Source organism: Actinomycetospora aeridis, assembly GCF_037400275.1.
In the GTDB taxonomy this organism is placed as follows: Bacteria; Actinomycetota; Actinomycetes; order Mycobacteriales; family Pseudonocardiaceae; genus Actinomycetospora; species Actinomycetospora aeridis.
In genome coordinates this window covers 61,527-78,324 of record NZ_JBBEGL010000005.1, presented here as the reverse complement: position 1 = coordinate 78,324, position 16,798 = coordinate 61,527, and the positions used below count along the sequence as shown (strand labels likewise).

Below are 16,798 nucleotides of genomic sequence, written 5' to 3'. Positions count from 1 at the left end.
GTGACCTGCTGTTCGAGCTCTGCGGGTGCCGATCGGGGCGGCGTTGTCGGGGGTCGGGGCTAGCGTTCTTCCCGTGAGCATCGACCCGGGCACCCGTCGCGGTCTGGCCGCGCGGTTGGCCGGCCGCGCTCCGGACACTGAGCTGGCGGCGCTGCTCGACGAGGTCGATCCCACCACGCTGGCCGGGGAGGACCTGGCGGCGTACGTGCGGGCCCGGTTCGCGCTGCACAACCGCGCCGAGGCCCACCTGCTGGCCGGGATGCGGGAACTCGGCACGGCGCAGGACGGGCACACCACCCGGCTCGGGAGCTCGGATGAGTTCTCCGGCGACGAGCTGGCGATGCTGCTGGGGCACTCGCGGACCATGACCACCCGCCGCCTCGACCTCGCCGACGACCTGCACGTCCGGCTGCCGCAGCTGGGCGAGGCCCTGTGGGCGGGCTGGCTCGACGAACCCAAGGTCCGCGCGATCAGCGAGACCGTGGCCGACCTGAGCGACGACCACGCCACCCACGCCGTCGCCGTCGTGCTCCCCGAGGCCGCCGAGCTGCCGATCATGGCGTTGCGGGAGCGGGTCACCGAGATCGTGCTCGACCTCGACCCGGACTGGGCCGAGCGGCGCCGCCGACGCGCGGAGGCGCGGGCGCGGGTGATCCTGACCGCGAACCCGTCGGGGACCGCGACCCTGTCGTTCGTGGACGCCCCGGCCCCGCAGGGCATCAACTCCCAGGCCCGTCTGGACGGGTTGGTGGTGGCGTTGCGTCAGCTCGGGGTGCGCACCACCCCCAACGCGCTGCGGTCGCATCTGGGGATGCGGATCCTCGACGGCTCCACCGAGGGCATGACCGACCGCGACCTGGTGCTGCTGCTGGCCGCGGAATACCACGCCACCAACAACCCCGACGACCACGACAACACGCCCGACACCCCCGACAACGGCCCCGACGACGACGGACCCGACGACGGACCCGACGATGGCCCCGGCGACGACGGGCCGGACGACGACGACGGCTCTGACGACGACAGGCCGGACGACGACGGGCCGAACGACGACAGGCCGGACGACGGACCCGACGACGGACCCCACGACGACGACAGGCCGGACGACGACGGCCCCGACAGCGACGGGCCGGACGACGACGGCCCCGACGATGGCGGGCTGGACGACGACGGGCTCAGTGGTAGCGGTGGCCGCGGCGGCGGCGACTCCGGTGACGGTGGCTCCGGCGACAGCGGCTCTGGCGACAGCGGCTCTGGCGACAGCGGCCCCGGCGACACCGGCGACAGCGGCCCGGGCGACGGTGGTCCCGGCTTTGGTGCCCCCGGCGAGGAAGCGGCCAGCGACGCAGGGGATGACTACGGCGACAGCGGCGCCGGCGATGCCGGCGATGCCGGCGATGCCAAGGACCCTGCCGAGGGATCGTCGGCGGTGGTGCCGGCGCCGCGGCGGCCGGGCGAGCAGGGCGCCCTCGACCTCCCCGGGCTTCCCGGGCTTCCCTCGCTGCCTGACCCGCCCGAGGACGGGACCGACCCAGTGCCCGACCCGGTGCCTGACCGGGAGGCCGGGTCAGCGGGCGCCGACTGCCTGCGGGTGGGGCGGTTGCGGCGCGGGGTGGTGGAGGTCCGGCTGCGGCTCTCCACCGCGTTGGGCCTGGACCGGCATCCCGGGACGGTGCCCGGGTTCGGCACCGTCACCGCCCCCACCGCCCGACACCTGATAGGCGAGCGGCACCACGGCGAATGGCGCGCGGTGCTCACCGACCCCGAGGGCCACCTCGACCACGTCCTGCTCGCCCGCCACCGACCCACCCGACCCACCCGACCAGCGCGCCCTCGCGGCCCGGATCGGGCGCGGGGGCAGCCGAGCGGGGCGATCGTCGAACTGCAGGTTCCGACGACACTGCTCGCCGCCCTCAACCCGGATGATCACCCGGCCTGGGCGCCGCTGCTGCGCGAACTGCAGCAGCGGGTCGCCGGCCTGCGCGCGGGCGGCACGCTGGGGCGACCACCGGACGCCGATGCCGGTCCGGACACCTGGCGGCGCCGCCGGGCGGGGCGGAAGCCGAACGCTGGGTGCGGGCCCGCGACCGGTGCTGTGTCGCTCCGGCCTGCCGGCGCACCGCGCACGGCGCCGAGATCGACCACACCCGCGAGCACGCCGCCGGCGGGCCGACGGTGACCAGCAACCTCGGGGCGTGGTGCTCGCATCACCATCGCGCGAAGCACCACGCCCGCTGGCGGGTGCGGCAGCCCCGGCCGGGGTGGTTCACCATCCGCACCCGGGCCGGGGTCACCCACACCACCCGCCCCAAGAAGATCCTCACCGCACTCCCCGGACCTCGCTACGCGGCCGGCCCGCGCCCGATCCCCGAACAGCACTGGCCCGACCCCGCACCCGGCGAAGAACCCGGCACAGGGCCCACATGGCGCGACCACCTCGCCGCCACGTTCGCCGGCCGCCACCCGGAGAGAGAGAAGGAGAAGGAGAAGACACCGAAGGCACCGCCACCGCTCGACCCCGACGACCCGCCGCCGTTCTGACCGCCTCGGCCCGGGGCGACGGCTCCTAGCGTCCGCCCTCGACGCGGGCGCGCCAGAGCGCGGTGATCTCGGCGCCGGGCTGGGAGTAGACGGGGTTGTCGGCCGTGGTCGGGAAGGCGAGGTTCGACCCGGGCGCCGAGCTGAACGGGTGCCGCGCGACCTCGGCGCCGTTGAGCGTGACGATGATCGTGCCGGTGGTGGACAGGGTGCCGGTGTTCACCAGGCGCACGGTGATCGTGCAGGTCGGGGTCCGGCAGGTGCTCTCGCCGCCCTCGACGGTCAGGGTGAGACGCGGGCGTTCGATGACCGCCACGAGGTAGCTCTTCATCGTGGGGGCCTGCTGCGACAGGGTCGTCACGTTCGCCAGCGCCGCCGGGTCCGCGCGGGCCACGGACACCGGCCCGACGCGGCCACTGCCGAACCCGGGCAGCTCGAACGCCGTGAGCGTCGGTGGCTCGTCGTCGAGGACGGTCACGCTGCGGCCGTCGGCGCCGGGCGTGAGGACCCGCGCCTCCCGCCCGTTGACGACCACCGCCTCCTGCTCCCCGACCTGAGCGGCCGACAGACGGTTGGCCACCGCGTCCGGGGGCTGCTTCCACGAGGTCAGGCCGCCGGGGAGCTCGGTGAACGCGTCCGTGAGCCACTGGTCGGACAGGCGGTCGACGAGCTCGGGACGGTCAGCGGAGCGCTCCCACCAGGCGCGGTCACCGCGGATGGCCTGCTCGCGGCCCACCAGGACGAACTCCGCGCGGCCGCCGCCGTCGCGGGTGATGGTGCCGGCCGCGTTGCCGGCCCGGTCGACGGTCATCTGGAGGTTCGCCTGGGCACCGGTGCGGTCCGGGACCCGACCGCTGTAGGTGGCGCCCTCCCACCCGCGGGCGTCGGCGACGGTCGCCTCGAGGGTCGTCGCCGGGGACGCCTGACGGTTGACGACGAGCAGCACGGTCGTGACCACCAGCAGCAGGACCACGGCTGCCGCGATCCCGATGATCAGGCCCTTGCGGCGCGGGCCGCCGGAGCTCGGGGGCGTCCCCTGCGGCGGACCGAACGGGCCGGTGTAGCCGCCCGGATAGCCCCCGGGCCCACCCGGACCCCCCGGACCACCCGGCCCACCGGGTCCCGGCGGGCCGTAGCCGGGCGGCGGGTAGGCGGTGGGCTGCTGCCCGGGGAAGACGGCGGTGCCCCACGGGCCGGCGCCGCCGGTGGCCTGGGGGGTGCCGAACGTGGGCCCCGCGGCGGGGCCGGGTGGCATGCCCCCGCCGGGTCCGGGCGCGGAGCCCCAGGGCGCGGCGGGCGCGCCGGCGGTCGCCGTCGGGCCGGGCTGCCAGGGGCTCTGCGCCGCCGGCAGGTCGTGGCGCTGGGTACCGGCCGTCCCGTCGACGGGGGCGGGCACGCCGTGCGGCGGGGTGGCGGTGTCCGACTCCGACGCCGGGTGCTGCTCGGTCGGAACGCGGTGCTCGGGCTCGCCGGGGTCGACGGGCGGGTGCTCGGTGGTCGAGTGCACCGTGGTCGCACGATCCGACGGCGCCGTCGAGTGCACCGTCGTGGCGCCCTCAGCCGGCCCCTCGTCCTCGGGCCCCTCGTCGCCAGGGGTCGCCGGCGCGGTGTCCGGCGGGGTCTCCTGGTGGTCGTCGCGCCGGGTCTCGTCGTCGCCCGCCAAAGTCGCCCCCTGTACCCACAGCAACCGGAACGAAACCACCTGTGCGCGCACCGTAGCCCGAACGAGGGGCGCTGAGGAGACATCCGGTGCAGAAACGACGATCTTCTGCTTCTGTTAAATTGAAGCTTCAACTTGCCACGAGGAGGTCCGTGATGCCCGCTCGGACGGTCGCCGACCTGACGGTCCTGCCCCGCATCCCCGCGCCCGACGGCCCGCGGGTCGGCGTCACCGAGCGCGGCGTGCGGTCGCTGACCACCGCGCCCCAGGGCTACGAGGGCGAGGGCTTCCCCGTGCGGCGGGCGTTCGCCGGCGTCGACCTCGCGCTCCTCGACCCGTTCGTCCACATGGATCAGATGGGCGAGGTCGAGTACGCCCCCGGCGAGCCCAAGGGCACGCCCTGGCACCCCCACCGCGGCTTCGAGACGGTCACCTACCTCCTCGACGGCACCTTCGAGCACGCCGACAGCCACGGCGGCGGCGGCTCGATCAGCGACGGCGACACGCAGTGGATGACCGCGGGCGGCGGCGTGCTGCACATCGAGAAGCCGCCGGAGTCGCTCGTCGTGTCGGGCGGGCTCTTCCACGGCCTCCAGCTCTGGGTGAACCTGCCGCGGGCGCAGAAATGGGTCACCCCGCGGTACCAGGACCTCCGGTCGGGCGCGGCGGCGCTGCTCACCTCGGCCGACGCGGGCGCCCTCGTGCGCGTCATCGCCGGCGAGATCGCCGGCCACGCCGGCCCGGGGTCGACGTACACACCGATGACCATGGCCCACGCCTCGCTCGAGCCCGGCGCAGAACTGCACGTGCCGTGGGACCCCGAGCAGAACGCGCTGGCCTACGTGCTCTCCGGCGACGGCACGGCGGGCGCGGAGAGGCGCCCGGTGCGTACCGGGCAGCTCGTCGTGTTCGGACCCGGCGAGTCGCTGCGGGTGGCGGCCGACCCCGGCCAGGACGGGTGGCACCCCCGGCTGGAGGTGGTCCTGCTCGGCGGCCGCCCGATCCGCGAGCCGGTGGCCTGGGGCGGCCCGTTCGTCATGAACACCCAGCAGGAGGTCCGGGAGGCGATGGTCGACTTCCACGCCGGTCGGCTGGGCGCGATCCCCGCCGCGAGGGTCTAGCGGAAGACGACGGTGCGGCCCGCGTGCACCTGCACCCGGTCCTCGAGGTGGGCGCGCAGACCGCGGGCCAGCACCAGCTTCTCGACGTCCCGGCCTCTCCGGATCATGTCCTCGGGGGTGTCGGCGTGGTCGACCCGGCTGACGTCCTGCTCGATGATCGGCCCGGCGTCGAGGTCCGGCGTGACGTAGTGGCACGTCGCGCCCACGAGCTTGACCCCGCGGGCGTGGGCCTGGTGGTACGGCCGCGCGCCCATGAACGAGGGCAGGAAGCTGTGGTGGATGTTGATCGCCCGGCCCGCCCAGCGCTCGCACAGCCCGGGCGTCAGCACCTGCATGAACCGCGCGAGCACGATCGCGTCGGGTTCGTGCGGGTCGACGATCTCGGCGACCTGCGCGAACGCGGCGTCGCGTCCGGTGCGCGCCTCGTCGTCGTCGGCCCGCGCGGGGAACGGCACGTGGTGGAACGGGACGCCGTGGGCCTCGGCGACCGGACGCAGCACGTCGTGGTTGCCGACGACGGCGCGCACGTCCATGTCGAGCTCCCCGCCCCACATCCGGCCGAGCAGGTCGTGCAGGCAGTGGGACTCCTTGCTGACCAGCAGCACCACGCGCGGCGTCGCGGCGGTGTCCCGCACGCGCCAGCGCACCGGCTCGCCGCCGGGCACCTCGAGCTGCGCCGCGACCTGACCGACGACGGCGCGCAGCATGTCGGCCCCGCCGGGCACGGAGGCGCGGTCGACGACCTGGCGGGTGGAGAACCAGCCCGCCGCCGTGTCGGCGTGGTAGGCGGCCTCGGTGATCGAGGCGCCGATCCCGGCGAGCCGGCCGGTGATGGCGGCGACGATGCCGGTGCGGTCCGGACAGCTCAGCGTGACGACCAGGCGACGCACCCTCAGCCCCGCGCGAGGCGCCGGCGGGTGAACGCGTCCTCGGCGTCGAGGAGCGCGCCCACCTGCTCGACGACGACGCCCTCGATCCGCCCCCCGACCATCGGCACGTTCACCGCGGCCTGCCCGTCGACCTCGGTGACGGACCCGCTGCCGTTGTCGGCGAGGCGCTGCGTGCCGCTCATCGTGCCGGGCAGGCCCCGCACGGTGACCTCGAAGGTGCCGTCGTAGCCACCCCCGCTGCGGGGCGTCCAGGTCTCGAGGCGGTCGAGCACGAGGTCGTCGCCGGTGAAGCGGCGGACCACCGACGGCAGGAACTCGACGGGCACCGAGTGGCGCAGCCGCAGCCGCGCCCCGGACCCGTCGACGGCGTGCTCGAGCAGCGCCGGGTCCTTGCCGCCGAGCTCGGCGAGACGCTCGCGCAGGTGGTCGGCGTCGACGAGCTCCGCGTACACCTCCTCGGCGGGTGCGTCCCAGGTGGCGCGGTGGGTGATGCGGCGTGGCACGGGCGGGAGGTTACCGTCGGACGTCGTGACACCCGGTCCGACCACGGCAACGACACCGGCAACGGCTGAAGAGACGACGCTGCTCGCCCCCCACACCACGCTCGGGCTCGGCGGCCCGGCCCGGCGGCTCGTGCACGCGACGACCGCCGACGAGGTGGTCGAGCGCGCCCGCGCCGCGGACGGCGCCGGCGAGCCGCTGCTGCTGGTCGGGGGCGGCTCGAACCTGGTCATCGGCGACGCGGGCTTCGCCGGGACGGCCCTGCTCCTCGACCACCGCGGCCACCACGTCGTGGAGCGCGACGGGAACCGGGTCGTGCTGCACGTCGAGTCCGGCCACGACTGGGACGACCTCGTCGCCGACACCGTCGCGGCCGGTCTCGGCGGGCTGGAGTGCCTCTCGGGCATCCCGGGGCGTACAGGCGCGACGCCGGTGCAGAACGTCGGCGCCTACGGCGTCGAGGTGGCCGACCTGCTCGTCGACGTCGACCTCTACGCCCGCCGCACGGGCCGGCGGGCTGCCGCGAGCGCCGCGGACCTCGATCTCGGCTACCGGACGAGCCGGCTCAAGGGTGACCGCAACGTCGACGGCGAGATCGTCCTCGGCGTGCGGTTCGCGCTGACCGCCGACGGGCTGTCCGCCCCGATCCGCTACACGGAGCTGGCCCGGGCCCTCGACGTCGCGCCGGGGTCGCGGGTGCCGGTGGCCGCCGCGCGCGAGGCCGTGCTGGGTCTGCGCCGCGGCAAGGGCATGGTCCTCGACCCCGACGACGCCGACTCCCGCAGCGCCGGCTCGTTCTTCACCAACCCGCTGGTGGACGGGACGGCCGCGGCCCGCGTGGCGGCGCTGACCGCGGAACGCGGCCAGGCGCCGATCACCGCGTGGCCGCAGCCCGACGGGCGGGTCAAGCTCTCCGCGGCCGCGCTGATCGAGCGCTCCGGCATCCCGCGCGGGCACCCCGGCGAGCACGCCCCGGTCCGCGTCTCGACGAAGCACACGCTCGCCCTGACCCACCGCGGCGGCGGCACCACCGACGACCTGCTCGCCCTCGCCCGCGACGTCCGCGACCATGTCGCCGGCGCCTTCGGGATCGTGCTCGAACCGGAGCCGGTCCTCGTGGCCTGCGCCCTCTGACCCGCCGCGTCACGCGTGTCCGATTCCCCCGATCGAGACCCCGCTCACGATCGCTGGGCCACCCGTGTGAGGTCCCCGCGGCCCTGACAACCGGACCCCGGCCGATCGCGTCGTGCGGTCGGTGGATCGATCAGGAGGGGGCTCGTCCGTGCGGGGTCGTGTGCAGGGTGTGCCGGCAACGGTGAGGATGGTGATGGCGCTGGTCGCCGCCGCCGCGGTCGCCGTGGGATGCGCGTCGGCGGGGGCGACACCCCGCCTGCCGGGGACGGCCGCCTCCGCGGACGCCGGCGCGCCGCCCGTCGTGACCACCACCGCCGTCCCGGGCCGCACCGACGTGGACCCGGGCGGCGAGATCAGCGTCTCCGCCCCCGACGCGGCCCTGCGCGACGTCGCGCTCACCGGTGCCGACGGCCGCCCCGTGGCCGGCGCGGTCACGCCCGACGGGCACCGCTGGGCGGCCACCGAGGCCCTGGGCTACGGCAAGCCCTACACCTGGTCGGGCACCGCCGTCGGCGCCGACGGGGCCGTCACGCCGGTCGCGGGCGGGTTCTCCACCGTCGCACCGGAGCGTGTCGTGCGGGCCCAGTTCGCCCAGCCCGACGACGCGACCGTCGGCGTCGCCGCGCCGATCATCATCCAGTTCGACGGGCCGATCACCGACAAGGCCGCCGCCGAGCGGGCGCTGCAGATCCGCACGTCAGTGCCCACCGAAGGCTCCTGGGCGTGGCTGCCCGACGACGCTCTGGGTTCGCGGGTGCACTGGCGCCCGAAGGAGTACTGGAAGCCCGGCACCGTCGTCGACGTCTCCGCGGACCTGTACGGGACGAACCTGGGGGACGGCGCGTACGGCCGCGAGGACCTCACCAGCCACCTGACCGTCGGGCGCTCGCAGATCGTGCGCGCCGACGTCACGAGCCACCGGATGGTCGTCGTCCGTGACGGGCAGCAGGTCATGGACGTCCCGGCGAGCTACGGGCTCGGCAGCGACCCGAACCGCATCACGCGCTCGGGCGTGCACGTCGTCACCGAGAAGTTCGACAACAAGCGGATGACCAGCGCGCAGTACGGCTACGACCTCGTCGAGCACTGGGCGGTGCGGATGAGCAACAACGGCGAGTTCATCCACGCCAACCCCGCGTCGGCGGGCGCCCAGGGATCGAGCAACGTCACGCACGGCTGCGTGAACCTCTCCACGGCCGACGCGCGGGCCTACTACGACACCGCGCTCTACGGCGACCCGGTCGAGGTCACGAACTCGCCGGTGCAGCTCTCGGCCGCGGACGGCGACGTCTACGACTGGTCCGTCGGCTGGGACGACTGGCGGGGGATGTCGGCCCTGTCGTGAGGCCTGTCGTGAGGCCGCTGCGGCTCCCGACCTGACGCTGTCGGTCCCCGGTGGCACGCTGGGTCCGCACGGGTCGGGGCCGTGAGGAGCGGGGGAGAGCATGGGTCGGGCGCTGGTCGCACTGCTGAGCGGGCTGCTGGTGGTGCTGGCGGCGTGCGGGTCGGGCGCCCCCGGGACGGCGCCGACCTCCTCGGCTCCGCCCCCGCCGCCGGTGGAGGTCGCGGTGCAGCCCGCCGCGGACGCCACCGACGTCGGGCCCCGCGCCCCGATCGGCGCGACCACCACGGACGGCACGTTCACCGACGTCACGCTCACCGCGGAGCCCGGCGGGCCGGTCGCGGGCACGCTCTCGCCCGACCGGAAGCACTGGACGCCCGACGGGCCGCTCGCCTACGGCGCCACCTACACGTGGGGCGGCACGGCGACCGCCCCGGGCGGGCGCACCTCGCCCGTCACGGGCTCGTTCCGCACGGTCGCGCCGACCGACACGGTGCGGGCGACGCTGAACCCCGGGGACGACCGCGAGGTCGGCGTCGCGGCGCCGATCAGCATCCAGTTCTCCGCGCCGGTCACCGACAAGGCGACGGTCGAGCGGGCGCTGCGGGTGCGGACGTCGGTGCCCACCGACGGGTCCTGGGCCTGGCTGCCCGACCAGGACGGCGGCTCACGGGTGCACTGGCGGCCCAAGGAGTACTGGACGCCCGGCACGCAGGTCGACGTGTCGGCGGACCTGCTCGGCGTCCCGTTCGGCGACGGGGCCTGGGGCCGCGAGAACCTGACGACGTCGTTCCGCATCGGGCGCTCCCAGGTCGTGCGGGCCGACGTCAACAGCTTCCGGATGGTGGTCGAGCGCGACGGGCAGCAGGTCATGGACGTGCCGGCCAGCTACGGGCTCGACTCCGACCCGAACCGCACCACCCGCTCGGGCATCCACGTCGTCACCGAGAAGTTCACCGACAAGCGGATGACCAGCGCGCAGTACGGCTACGACCTCATCGAGCACTGGGCCGTGCGCATCAGCAACAACGGCGAGTTCATCCACGCCAACCCGGCGTCGTCGGGCGCGCAGGGCTCCAGCAACGTCACCCACGGCTGCATCAACCTGTCCACGGCGGACGCGCAGGCGTTCTACGACACCGCGCTCTACGGCGACCCCGTCGAGGTCACCGGCTCCGGGGTCGACTACTCGGCCGGCGACGGCGACATCTACGACTGGGCGATCCCGTGGACCGAGTGGCAGAGGATGTCGGCGCTCTAGCCCCTCACGTGCGGTGGAACCGCATCCCCGTCGCCTGGTCGCGCGGCTTGAGCACGATGGTGTCCAGGTTGACGTGCGCCGGCCGGCTCATCGCGAAGGCGATGACCTCGGCGACGTCCTCGGCCACGAGCGGCGTGATCCCCTCGTAGACCTTGGCCGCCCGCGCGGAGTCGCCGTCGAAGCGCACCAGCGCGAACTCGGTCTCCACGGCTCCCGGCGCGATCTCGGTGACGCGCACGGGCTCGCCCAGCAGCTCGCCGCGCAGCGTGCGGTGCAGCGCGCCCTCGGCGTGCTTGGCCGCGGTGTAGCCCGAGCCGCCGTCGTAGACCTCGAGCCCGGCGATCGAGGTGATCGTGACGACGTGGCCGTCGCCGGAGTCGATGAGCAGCGGCAGCAGCGCCTTGGTGACGCGCAGGGTGCCGAGGACGTTCGACTCCCACATCCAGCGCCACTTGTCCTCGTCGGCCTCCATGACCTTCTCGGTGCCCTGGGCGCCGCCGGCGTTGTTGACCAGGCCGCGCAGGGCCTGCCCGCCGTCGACGAGCTCCCGGACGGCGGCGGCGAACGCGGCGACCGAGTCGGCGTCGGTGACGTCGAGGGAGAGCGCGGTGCCGCCGACCTCGTCGGCGATCTCCCGGAGGCGCTCGACCCGGCGGGCGCCGAGCACCGGGTGCCAGCCGTCGGCGGCGAGGGCCCGCGCGGCGGCCGCGCCGATGCCCGAGCTGGCGCCGGTGACGACGACGAGGGGGCGGCCGGTGCGGTCGGGGCCGGCGGGGTTCGGCGTGCTCACGCCCCGCACCCTAGAACGCTCCGATCACCGCCGACGGGCCCGCGCACCTAAACTGGCGGGGTGACCCCGGCGGCGACGACGGCATCGGCGGCACCGCTGGCATCGGCGGCCCCCCGGACCCCTTCCGAGAACCGGGTCATCCGTCACCAACCGGGACGACCCCGGCGGGTCGCGGTGATCTCCCTGCACACCTCGCCGCTCGCGCAGCCCGGCACCGGCGACGCCGGCGGCATGAACGTCTACGTCGTGGAGACCGCGCGGCGCATGGCCCAGCGCGACGTCCAGGTCGAGATCTTCACGCGGGCGACGTCGTCGGACCTCCCGCCCGTGGCCGAGCTGGCGCCCGGCGTGCTCGTCCGCCACGTCACCGCCGGCCCGTACGGCGGGCTCGGCAAGGAGGACCTGCCGAGCCAGCTCTGCGCGTTCACCGCCGGCGTGCTGCGTGACGAGGCCCGCCACGAGCCCGGCTGGTACGACGTGGTGCACAGCCACTACTGGCTCTCGGGGCAGGTCGGCTGGCTCGTGCGCGACCGGTGGGGCGTGCCGCTGGTGCACACCGCGCACACGCTCGCGAAGGTCAAGAACGCCGCGCTCGCCGACGGCGACCGCCCCGAGCCGCTCTCGCGGGTCGTCGGCGAGGAGCAGGTGGTCGCCGAGGCCGACCGCCTCGTCACCTCCACCCAGGCCGAGGCCGACGACCTCATCTCCGCCTACGGCGCGGACCCGGACCGCGTGCGCACCATCGCGCCCGGCGTGGACCTGCGCACGTTCACCCCGTCCCGCGACCGCGACGAGGCCCGGGCGGCGCTCGGGATCGGGCCGGACGCGGTCACGCTCGCCTTCGTGGGCCGCATCCAGCCGCTCAAGGCCCCCGACGTGCTCCTGCGGGCGGCGGCGACCATGCTCGCCCGCCGCCCGGAGCTGCGGTCGCGGCTCGTCGTCCTGGTGGTGGGCGGCCCGTCGGGCAGCGGGCTCGCCGAGCCGGAGTCGCTCGTGTCGCTGGCCCGGGAGCTGGGTATCGCCGACGTCGTGCGCTTCCTGCCCCCGCGCGGCGGCGACGGGCTTGCGGAGGTCTACCGCGCCGCCGACGTCGTCGCCGTCCCCAGCCACTCCGAGTCGTTCGGCCTCGTCGCGCTCGAGGCGCAGGCCTGCGGCACGCCCGTCGTCGCCGCGGCGGTGGGGGGCCTGCCGACGGCGGTGGCCCACGACCGCTCCGGGCTGCTCGTCGGCGACCACGACCCCGGGCACTGGGCCGACGCGCTCGCCCGGGTCGGGCTCGACCAGGCCGAGCGCCAACGTCTCGCGGCCGGCGCGGTCGAGCACGCCGCGATGTTCTCGTGGGACCGCACGGCCGACGCGCTGCTCGCCACCTACGCCGAGGCGTCGCGTTCCCTGCACCGCGACCGGGCCGCGGGGGTGGCGGTGTGAGTGCCCCCGATCTGGACGAGCTGGAGAAGGTGCTGGTCGCCGCCCTCGACGAGCGCGAGCTGAGCTACCTGCGGCGCGAGCCCGGACGGCTGTTCGTCACGCTGCCCGGCACGAAGAAGCTGGCGACGCACTGCTGGCTGGTGCTCACACCGCACGCGCTGCTGGTCGAGGCGTTCGTGTGCCGGCACGCGGACGAGAACCTCGAGGAGGTCTACCGCTTCCTCCTGCAGCGCAACGCCCGCCTCTACGGCGTGCACTACACGATCGACCGGGCCGGGGACATCCACCTCGTCGGGCGCGTGCCGCTGGTCGCCGTGGTCGACGAGGAGATCGACAAGATCCTCGGGCAGGTGCTGGAGGCCGCCGACGGCGACTTCAACACGCTGCTCGAGCTCGGGTTCGTCACCTCGATCCGCCGCGAGTGGGCCTGGCGCGAGTCGCGGGGCGAGTCGCTGGCGAACCTCTCGGCCTTCGCGCACCTGGTCGACGGGGCCTGAGCAGGGCCTCGTCGCCGGCGTGGGACGGGGGGCATCCGACGCCGGCGACGGGCGTTCCGGCGGTGCGCACGGGAAGTGGGCAGCCGTTTCGCGACCGATCCGACGAAACTGGATCGGCGTCCGGATATTCAGCCTCCCACCACGGAACACACAGGACAAGGTGTCTTCATACGGCCGAACGGGTGACCCTGCTCTCCTCGGAAGCCAGGTCTGATCACGGAGGGAACGCGGCGCGTCGGGGTACCGGCAGGTAGGTTGCCTCCCAGTTCCCGAGGCCCGGCTCGACGAGGAGTTCACGACATGATCGTCCGCAGCCCCTACGACGACATCGACGTCCCCGACGTGGGGCTGCCCGAGTTCCTGTTCGGCGACCTGGGGGACGCGGTCGACCGGGTCGCGATCATCGACGGTCCGTCGGGCCGCGAGACGACCTTCGGCGAGCTCGCGGGCGCGGTCGACCGGTTCGCCGCCGGGATCGGCGAGCGCGGCCTGGGCCCGGGCGACGTCATCGCGCTGTTCGCGCCGAACAACCCGGCCTACCCGGTCGCCTTCCACGGCGCGCTCGCGGCGGGCGTCGCGGTCTCGACGGTCAACGCGCTCTACACGCCCGACGAGCTGGCCTTCCAGCTGCGCGACTCCGGCTCGAAGGTGCTGGTCACCGTGTCGGCGTTCCTCGACCGGGCGCGCGCCGCGCTCGACGAGGAGGGGCTCGTCGTCGACGAGATCATCGTCATCGACGGGGCACCGAGCGTCGCGGGCGTCATCCCGGAGACCTCGCTCTCCGACGTGCTGGCCACCACCGCGGAGCGTCCGTCGGTGGCCCTGACCGGCGACGACGTGGCCGCGCTGCCGTACTCGTCGGGCACCACCGGGCGGGCCAAGGGCGTCGTGCTGACCCATCGCAACCTGCTGGCGAACCTGCTGCAGATCGAGAAGATGGGCACGCACGTCTCGCCGGACACGAAGATCCTCGCGGTGCTGCCGTTCTTCCACATCTACGGCATGACCGTGATGATGAACCAGGGCCTGCACGCGCGGGCGGCGGTCGTGACGATGCCGAAGTTCGATCTCCCCGAGTTCCTCCGGATCATCTCCGAGCACCGCGTCGACCGCGTCTACATCGCCCCGCCGATCGCCGTCGCGCTGGCCAAGCACCCGATGGTCGACCAGTACGACATCGACTGCGTCGACATCGTCTTCTCCGGCGCCGCGGCCCTCGACGCCGAGCTGGGCGCCGCCGTCGGCCGGCGCCTGAACTGCACGGTGCTGCAGGGCTACGGCATGACCGAGCTGAGCCCGGTCAGCCACTGCATGCCCGACGACCGTCCTGACATGGACCTCGGCTCGATCGGCGTCGCGCTGCCGAGCGTCGAGTGCAAGCTCGTCGACCCGGACACCGGGCAGGAGGGCGTCGAGCGCGGCGAGCTGTGGGTGCGCGGGCCGAACGTCATGCGCGAGTACCTCAACAACGCCGAGGCGACCGCGGTGACCCTGGACGCCGACGGCTTCCTGCACACCGGCGACGTCGCCACCGTCACCGACGAGGGCGTGTTCTACATCGTCGACCGGGTCAAGGAGCTGATCAAGTACAAGGGCTACCAGGTCCCGCCGGCCGAGCTCGAGGCGCTGCTGCTGAGCAACGACGGCATCGCCGACGCCGCGGTGATCGGGGTCAAGGACGCCGAGGGCGAGGAGATCCCGAAGGCGTTCGTCGTGCTCCAGCAGGGCGCCGAGCTCTCCGGCGACGACGTCATGAGCTTCGTGGCCGAGCGCATCGCCCCGCACAAGAAGGTGCGCGTCGTCGAGTTCATCGACCAGATCCCCAAGTCGGCGTCGGGGAAGATCCTGCGCAAGGACCTCCGCGCCCGCGAGCAGGCTTCGGTCTAAGGTCACTGACCCGCTGTTTCGGGCCTCTGACCTGCGACAATGCCGAATGTCCGATGTGAAGTCTCTGTGAGGCTCAGCGGGCGTGGGCGGTTCGTCGGGAGAATCCACGGAACAGTCACGGAACGGATCTTGCATTTAGGATCTTCACTCCTCGCCGAGTAGATCTTGGATGCGGGCGTTGTAGGCCGCGCGCTCGCCGTCGAGGCACGCGGCGTAGACCGAGAGCAGGACCTTGACCGAGTGGCCGGCCCGCTCGGCGACCTCCGTGGGCGGCACCCCGGCGTTGAGCCAGGACGACAGCGCCGCGTGCCGGAGGTCGTACGGGCGGGCCGCCAGCGGCGAGCCCGCCTGCGCCGGACTCAGACCGATCTCGCGGGCCGCCTTCCAGGTCCGGGTGTAGACCGACTCCCGGACGCGCCGGCCCGTCGTCAGCGCCGGGAACAGCCGGCCGTCGGGCGCAACGCCGTAGCGGTCCAGGTGCTCACGCAGGATCGCCACCAGCGCCGGCGGTGCCGGGACGCGGCGGACCGCCTCGCGGCGGCGGCGCTTGAGCGGGCGGGCGTCGGGGTCGCGCAGGCCGTCGTTGTAGTGCTCGCCCGAGACGCCGGTCAGCGACCCGGAAAGGACCAGCTCGCCCCAGCCCGTGGCCGGGAGCTTCGCGTCGGTGTCGCGGAGCTGCTGGGCCTCGCCGGGACGCAGGCCGGCGTAGTACAGGCAGGCGAAGAACGCCCGCAGTCGCCAGCCACGGTCGCGCTCGGTGCGCCGGTGCCCGGAGACGTAGGTGACCGCGGCGAGAAGCTGACGCGCCTGGGCAGGATTGACGACCACCCGCGGGTCGACGCCCCCGGTGACCTGGGCCGTCCCGGCGCGCCGGCCCGTGACGGGGTTGGCGGCCAGGACACCGGTGTCCACCGCGTAGCCGGCCACCCGGTGCAGGACCGCGCGGCGCTTGTCCAGGGTCGACGAGGTGACAGCGCGGCCGTCGGCGGCGGCCCCGAGGTCGTGCAGGAGCGCGCCGAGGGCGAGGGAGTCGGCGAGGTCGGTGGCCGGACGCGACGCGCGGCGCAGCCACGACACGGCGGCCCGGTCCTCGGGGCTCAGCAACTCGTCACGGCGCGGCGGCGGCAGGACGTGGGTGCTGGCGAGGCGTTGGAGGTCCGTCTCGTCCGGGCCGTGCTCGAGGGGGCGGACGAATTTCGGCGTGATCGCGGCCAGGTTGACCACCGCGGCGCGCCGGCTGTTCGGCGGCGCGATCGGCCAGACGTGGTCGACGTAGGCAACGGCCAGCTCGAGGAACGTCCCCACGCGCCGCTTGCGGGTCAGCGACGGCGGGAGCCCGGTAGCGACGTCGAACGCCTCGCCGGCCCGGCCCGCGCGGACGAGCTCGGACCGGAACGACTCGGCCAGCGCCTTCGTGGCGTACCACTCGGAGTGCTCTCGGCCGGCGGTCCGCCAGCGAACACCCCACGGCCGGCTGCGGCCCGTGCGCTTGGTGAGCTTCCAGAACTGCACCTGGAAAGTGCTCTCGTCGCTCATGCCGCGCCGTCCCGGTGGGCGTCGAGCCAGTCGAGCAGGTCGCCACGTCGAACCCGTAGGTGACCGTTGGGCAGCCGGAAGCACGGCGGCGCCACCCGGCGCTCCCGCCACTCGTAGAACGTGTCCCGGGAGACCCCGCCCAGCTCGGCGAGGACCTGGCGCACGGTCAGGAGCTCGTCGCGCTCGGGCTGCGCTCGCTTGGTGGTCGTCATG

At 74.4% G+C, this 16,798-nt stretch carries 15 protein-coding genes; 9 read left to right on the top strand and 6 right to left on the bottom strand.

Going from position 1 to position 16,798, the window contains the following annotated elements; genetic code table 11:
* Positions 1-73 precede the first annotated feature (73 nt).
* Together WCD41_RS18530 and WCD41_RS18525 are read left to right on the top strand one after the other, a co-directional pair.
* Positions 74-2,179, top strand: coding sequence for a DUF222 domain-containing protein (locus tag WCD41_RS18530; RefSeq protein WP_337715050.1), 2,106 nt, complete (start codon positions 74-76; stop codon positions 2,177-2,179).
* The gene (locus tag WCD41_RS18525; protein WP_373695153.1) at positions 2,074-2,541 is read left to right on the top strand and encodes an HNH endonuclease; all 468 of its coding nucleotides are present in this window, start codon (positions 2,074-2,076) and stop codon (positions 2,539-2,541) included. The genes WCD41_RS18530 and WCD41_RS18525 overlap by 106 nt, the downstream gene beginning before the upstream one ends.
* Before the next feature lie 25 nt (positions 2,542-2,566).
* Here WCD41_RS18525 and WCD41_RS18520 read toward each other — a convergent pair whose 3' ends face one another.
* Positions 2,567-4,201, bottom strand: a complete 1,635-nt coding sequence (locus WCD41_RS18520) for a hypothetical protein (RefSeq protein WP_337715046.1) — start codon at positions 4,199-4,201, stop codon at positions 2,567-2,569.
* Positions 4,202-4,353: 152 nt separating this feature from the next.
* Between WCD41_RS18520 and WCD41_RS18515 the strand changes: the two genes are divergently transcribed.
* A complete protein-coding gene (locus WCD41_RS18515) occupies positions 4,354-5,319 on the top strand; it encodes a pirin family protein (RefSeq protein ID WP_337715044.1) in 966 nt (321 codons plus the stop codon).
* Here WCD41_RS18515 and purU read toward each other — a convergent pair.
* Together purU and WCD41_RS18505 are read right to left on the bottom strand one after the other, a co-directional pair.
* Positions 5,316-6,215, bottom strand: a complete 900-nt coding sequence (purU, locus tag WCD41_RS18510) for a formyltetrahydrofolate deformylase (RefSeq protein WP_337716066.1) — start codon at positions 6,213-6,215, stop codon at positions 5,316-5,318. The two genes, WCD41_RS18515 and purU, sit on opposite strands and share 4 nt — an antisense overlap.
* Positions 6,212-6,712: a DUF2505 domain-containing protein gene (locus tag WCD41_RS18505; RefSeq protein WP_337715042.1), complete on the bottom strand. Its 501-nt coding sequence runs from the start codon at positions 6,710-6,712 to the stop codon at positions 6,212-6,214. The genes purU and WCD41_RS18505 overlap by 4 nt, the downstream gene beginning before the upstream one ends.
* Between WCD41_RS18505 and WCD41_RS18500 the strand changes: the two genes are divergently transcribed.
* The 3 genes from WCD41_RS18500 to WCD41_RS18490 all read left to right on the top strand — a co-directional run bounded on the left by WCD41_RS18500 (position 6,699) and on the right by WCD41_RS18490 (position 10,447).
* Positions 6,699-7,844 carry a UDP-N-acetylmuramate dehydrogenase gene (locus tag WCD41_RS18500; RefSeq protein ID WP_373695152.1) on the top strand — a complete coding sequence of 382 codons (1,146 nt, stop codon included), beginning with the start codon at positions 6,699-6,701 and terminating at the stop codon, positions 7,842-7,844. The genes WCD41_RS18505 and WCD41_RS18500 overlap by 14 nt on opposite strands.
* Positions 7,845-8,031: 187 nt before the next feature.
* Entirely contained in the window at positions 8,032-9,189 is a 1,158-nt protein-coding gene (locus tag WCD41_RS18495; RefSeq protein WP_337716064.1) for a L,D-transpeptidase, read from the top strand.
* 100 nt (positions 9,190-9,289) lie between these two features.
* The gene (locus WCD41_RS18490; RefSeq protein WP_337715038.1) at positions 9,290-10,447 is read left to right on the top strand and encodes a L,D-transpeptidase; all 1,158 of its coding nucleotides are present in this window, start codon (positions 9,290-9,292) and stop codon (positions 10,445-10,447) included.
* A 4-nt stretch (positions 10,448-10,451) separates the two neighbouring features.
* Here the strand turns inward: WCD41_RS18490 and WCD41_RS18485 are convergent, their stop codons facing one another.
* A complete protein-coding gene (locus tag WCD41_RS18485; RefSeq protein WP_337715036.1) occupies positions 10,452-11,237 on the bottom strand; it encodes an SDR family NAD(P)-dependent oxidoreductase in 786 nt (261 codons plus the stop codon).
* Positions 11,238-11,375: 138 nt separating this feature from the next.
* Here WCD41_RS18485 and mshA point away from each other — a divergent pair, with 138 nt between their 5' ends.
* From mshA to WCD41_RS18470, 3 genes are all read left to right on the top strand, one after another.
* Entirely contained in the window at positions 11,376-12,665 is a 1,290-nt protein-coding gene (gene mshA, locus WCD41_RS18480) for a D-inositol-3-phosphate glycosyltransferase (RefSeq protein WP_337716062.1), read from the top strand.
* A complete protein-coding gene (locus WCD41_RS18475) occupies positions 12,662-13,162 on the top strand; it encodes a type III secretion system chaperone family protein (protein ID WP_337715033.1) in 501 nt (166 codons plus the stop codon). Before mshA ends, WCD41_RS18475 begins: the two co-directional genes overlap by 4 nt.
* A gap of 300 nt (positions 13,163-13,462) precedes the next feature.
* Positions 13,463-15,049: an AMP-binding protein gene (locus WCD41_RS18470; protein ID WP_337715031.1), complete on the top strand. Its 1,587-nt coding sequence runs from the start codon at positions 13,463-13,465 to the stop codon at positions 15,047-15,049.
* A 144-nt stretch (positions 15,050-15,193) separates the two neighbouring features.
* Here the strand turns inward: WCD41_RS18470 and WCD41_RS18465 are convergent, their stop codons facing one another.
* Entirely contained in the window at positions 15,194-16,585 is a 1,392-nt protein-coding gene (locus tag WCD41_RS18465) for a tyrosine-type recombinase/integrase (RefSeq protein ID WP_337715029.1), read from the bottom strand.
* Positions 16,582-16,797 carry a helix-turn-helix transcriptional regulator gene (locus WCD41_RS18460; RefSeq protein ID WP_337715027.1) on the bottom strand — a complete coding sequence of 72 codons (216 nt, stop codon included), beginning with the start codon at positions 16,795-16,797 and terminating at the stop codon, positions 16,582-16,584. Before WCD41_RS18460 ends, WCD41_RS18465 begins: the two co-directional genes overlap by 4 nt.
* Position 16,798 lies beyond the last annotated feature (1 nt).

Bases quoted from the DNA above. Each gene is read 5' to 3' on its own strand.
- WCD41_RS18495 (WP_337716064.1), top strand. From the start codon at position 8,032: ATGGTGATGGCGCTGGTCGCCGCCGCCGCGGTCGCCGTGGGATGCGCG.
- WCD41_RS18515 (WP_337715044.1), top strand. From the start codon at position 4,354: ATGCCCGCTCGGACGGTCGCCGACCTGACGGTCCTGCCCCGCATCCCC.
- WCD41_RS18490 (WP_337715038.1), top strand. From the start codon at position 9,290: ATGGGTCGGGCGCTGGTCGCACTGCTGAGCGGGCTGCTGGTGGTGCTG.
- WCD41_RS18460 (WP_337715027.1), bottom strand. From the start codon at position 16,797: ATGACGACCACCAAGCGAGCGCAGCCCGAGCGCGACGAGCTCCTGACC.
- WCD41_RS18465 (WP_337715029.1), bottom strand. From the start codon at position 16,585: ATGAGCGACGAGAGCACTTTCCAGGTGCAGTTCTGGAAGCTCACCAAG.
- WCD41_RS18500 (WP_373695152.1), top strand. From the start codon at position 6,699: ATGCGGCGTGGCACGGGCGGGAGGTTACCGTCGGACGTCGTGACACCC.
- WCD41_RS18470 (WP_337715031.1), top strand. From the start codon at position 13,463: ATGATCGTCCGCAGCCCCTACGACGACATCGACGTCCCCGACGTGGGG.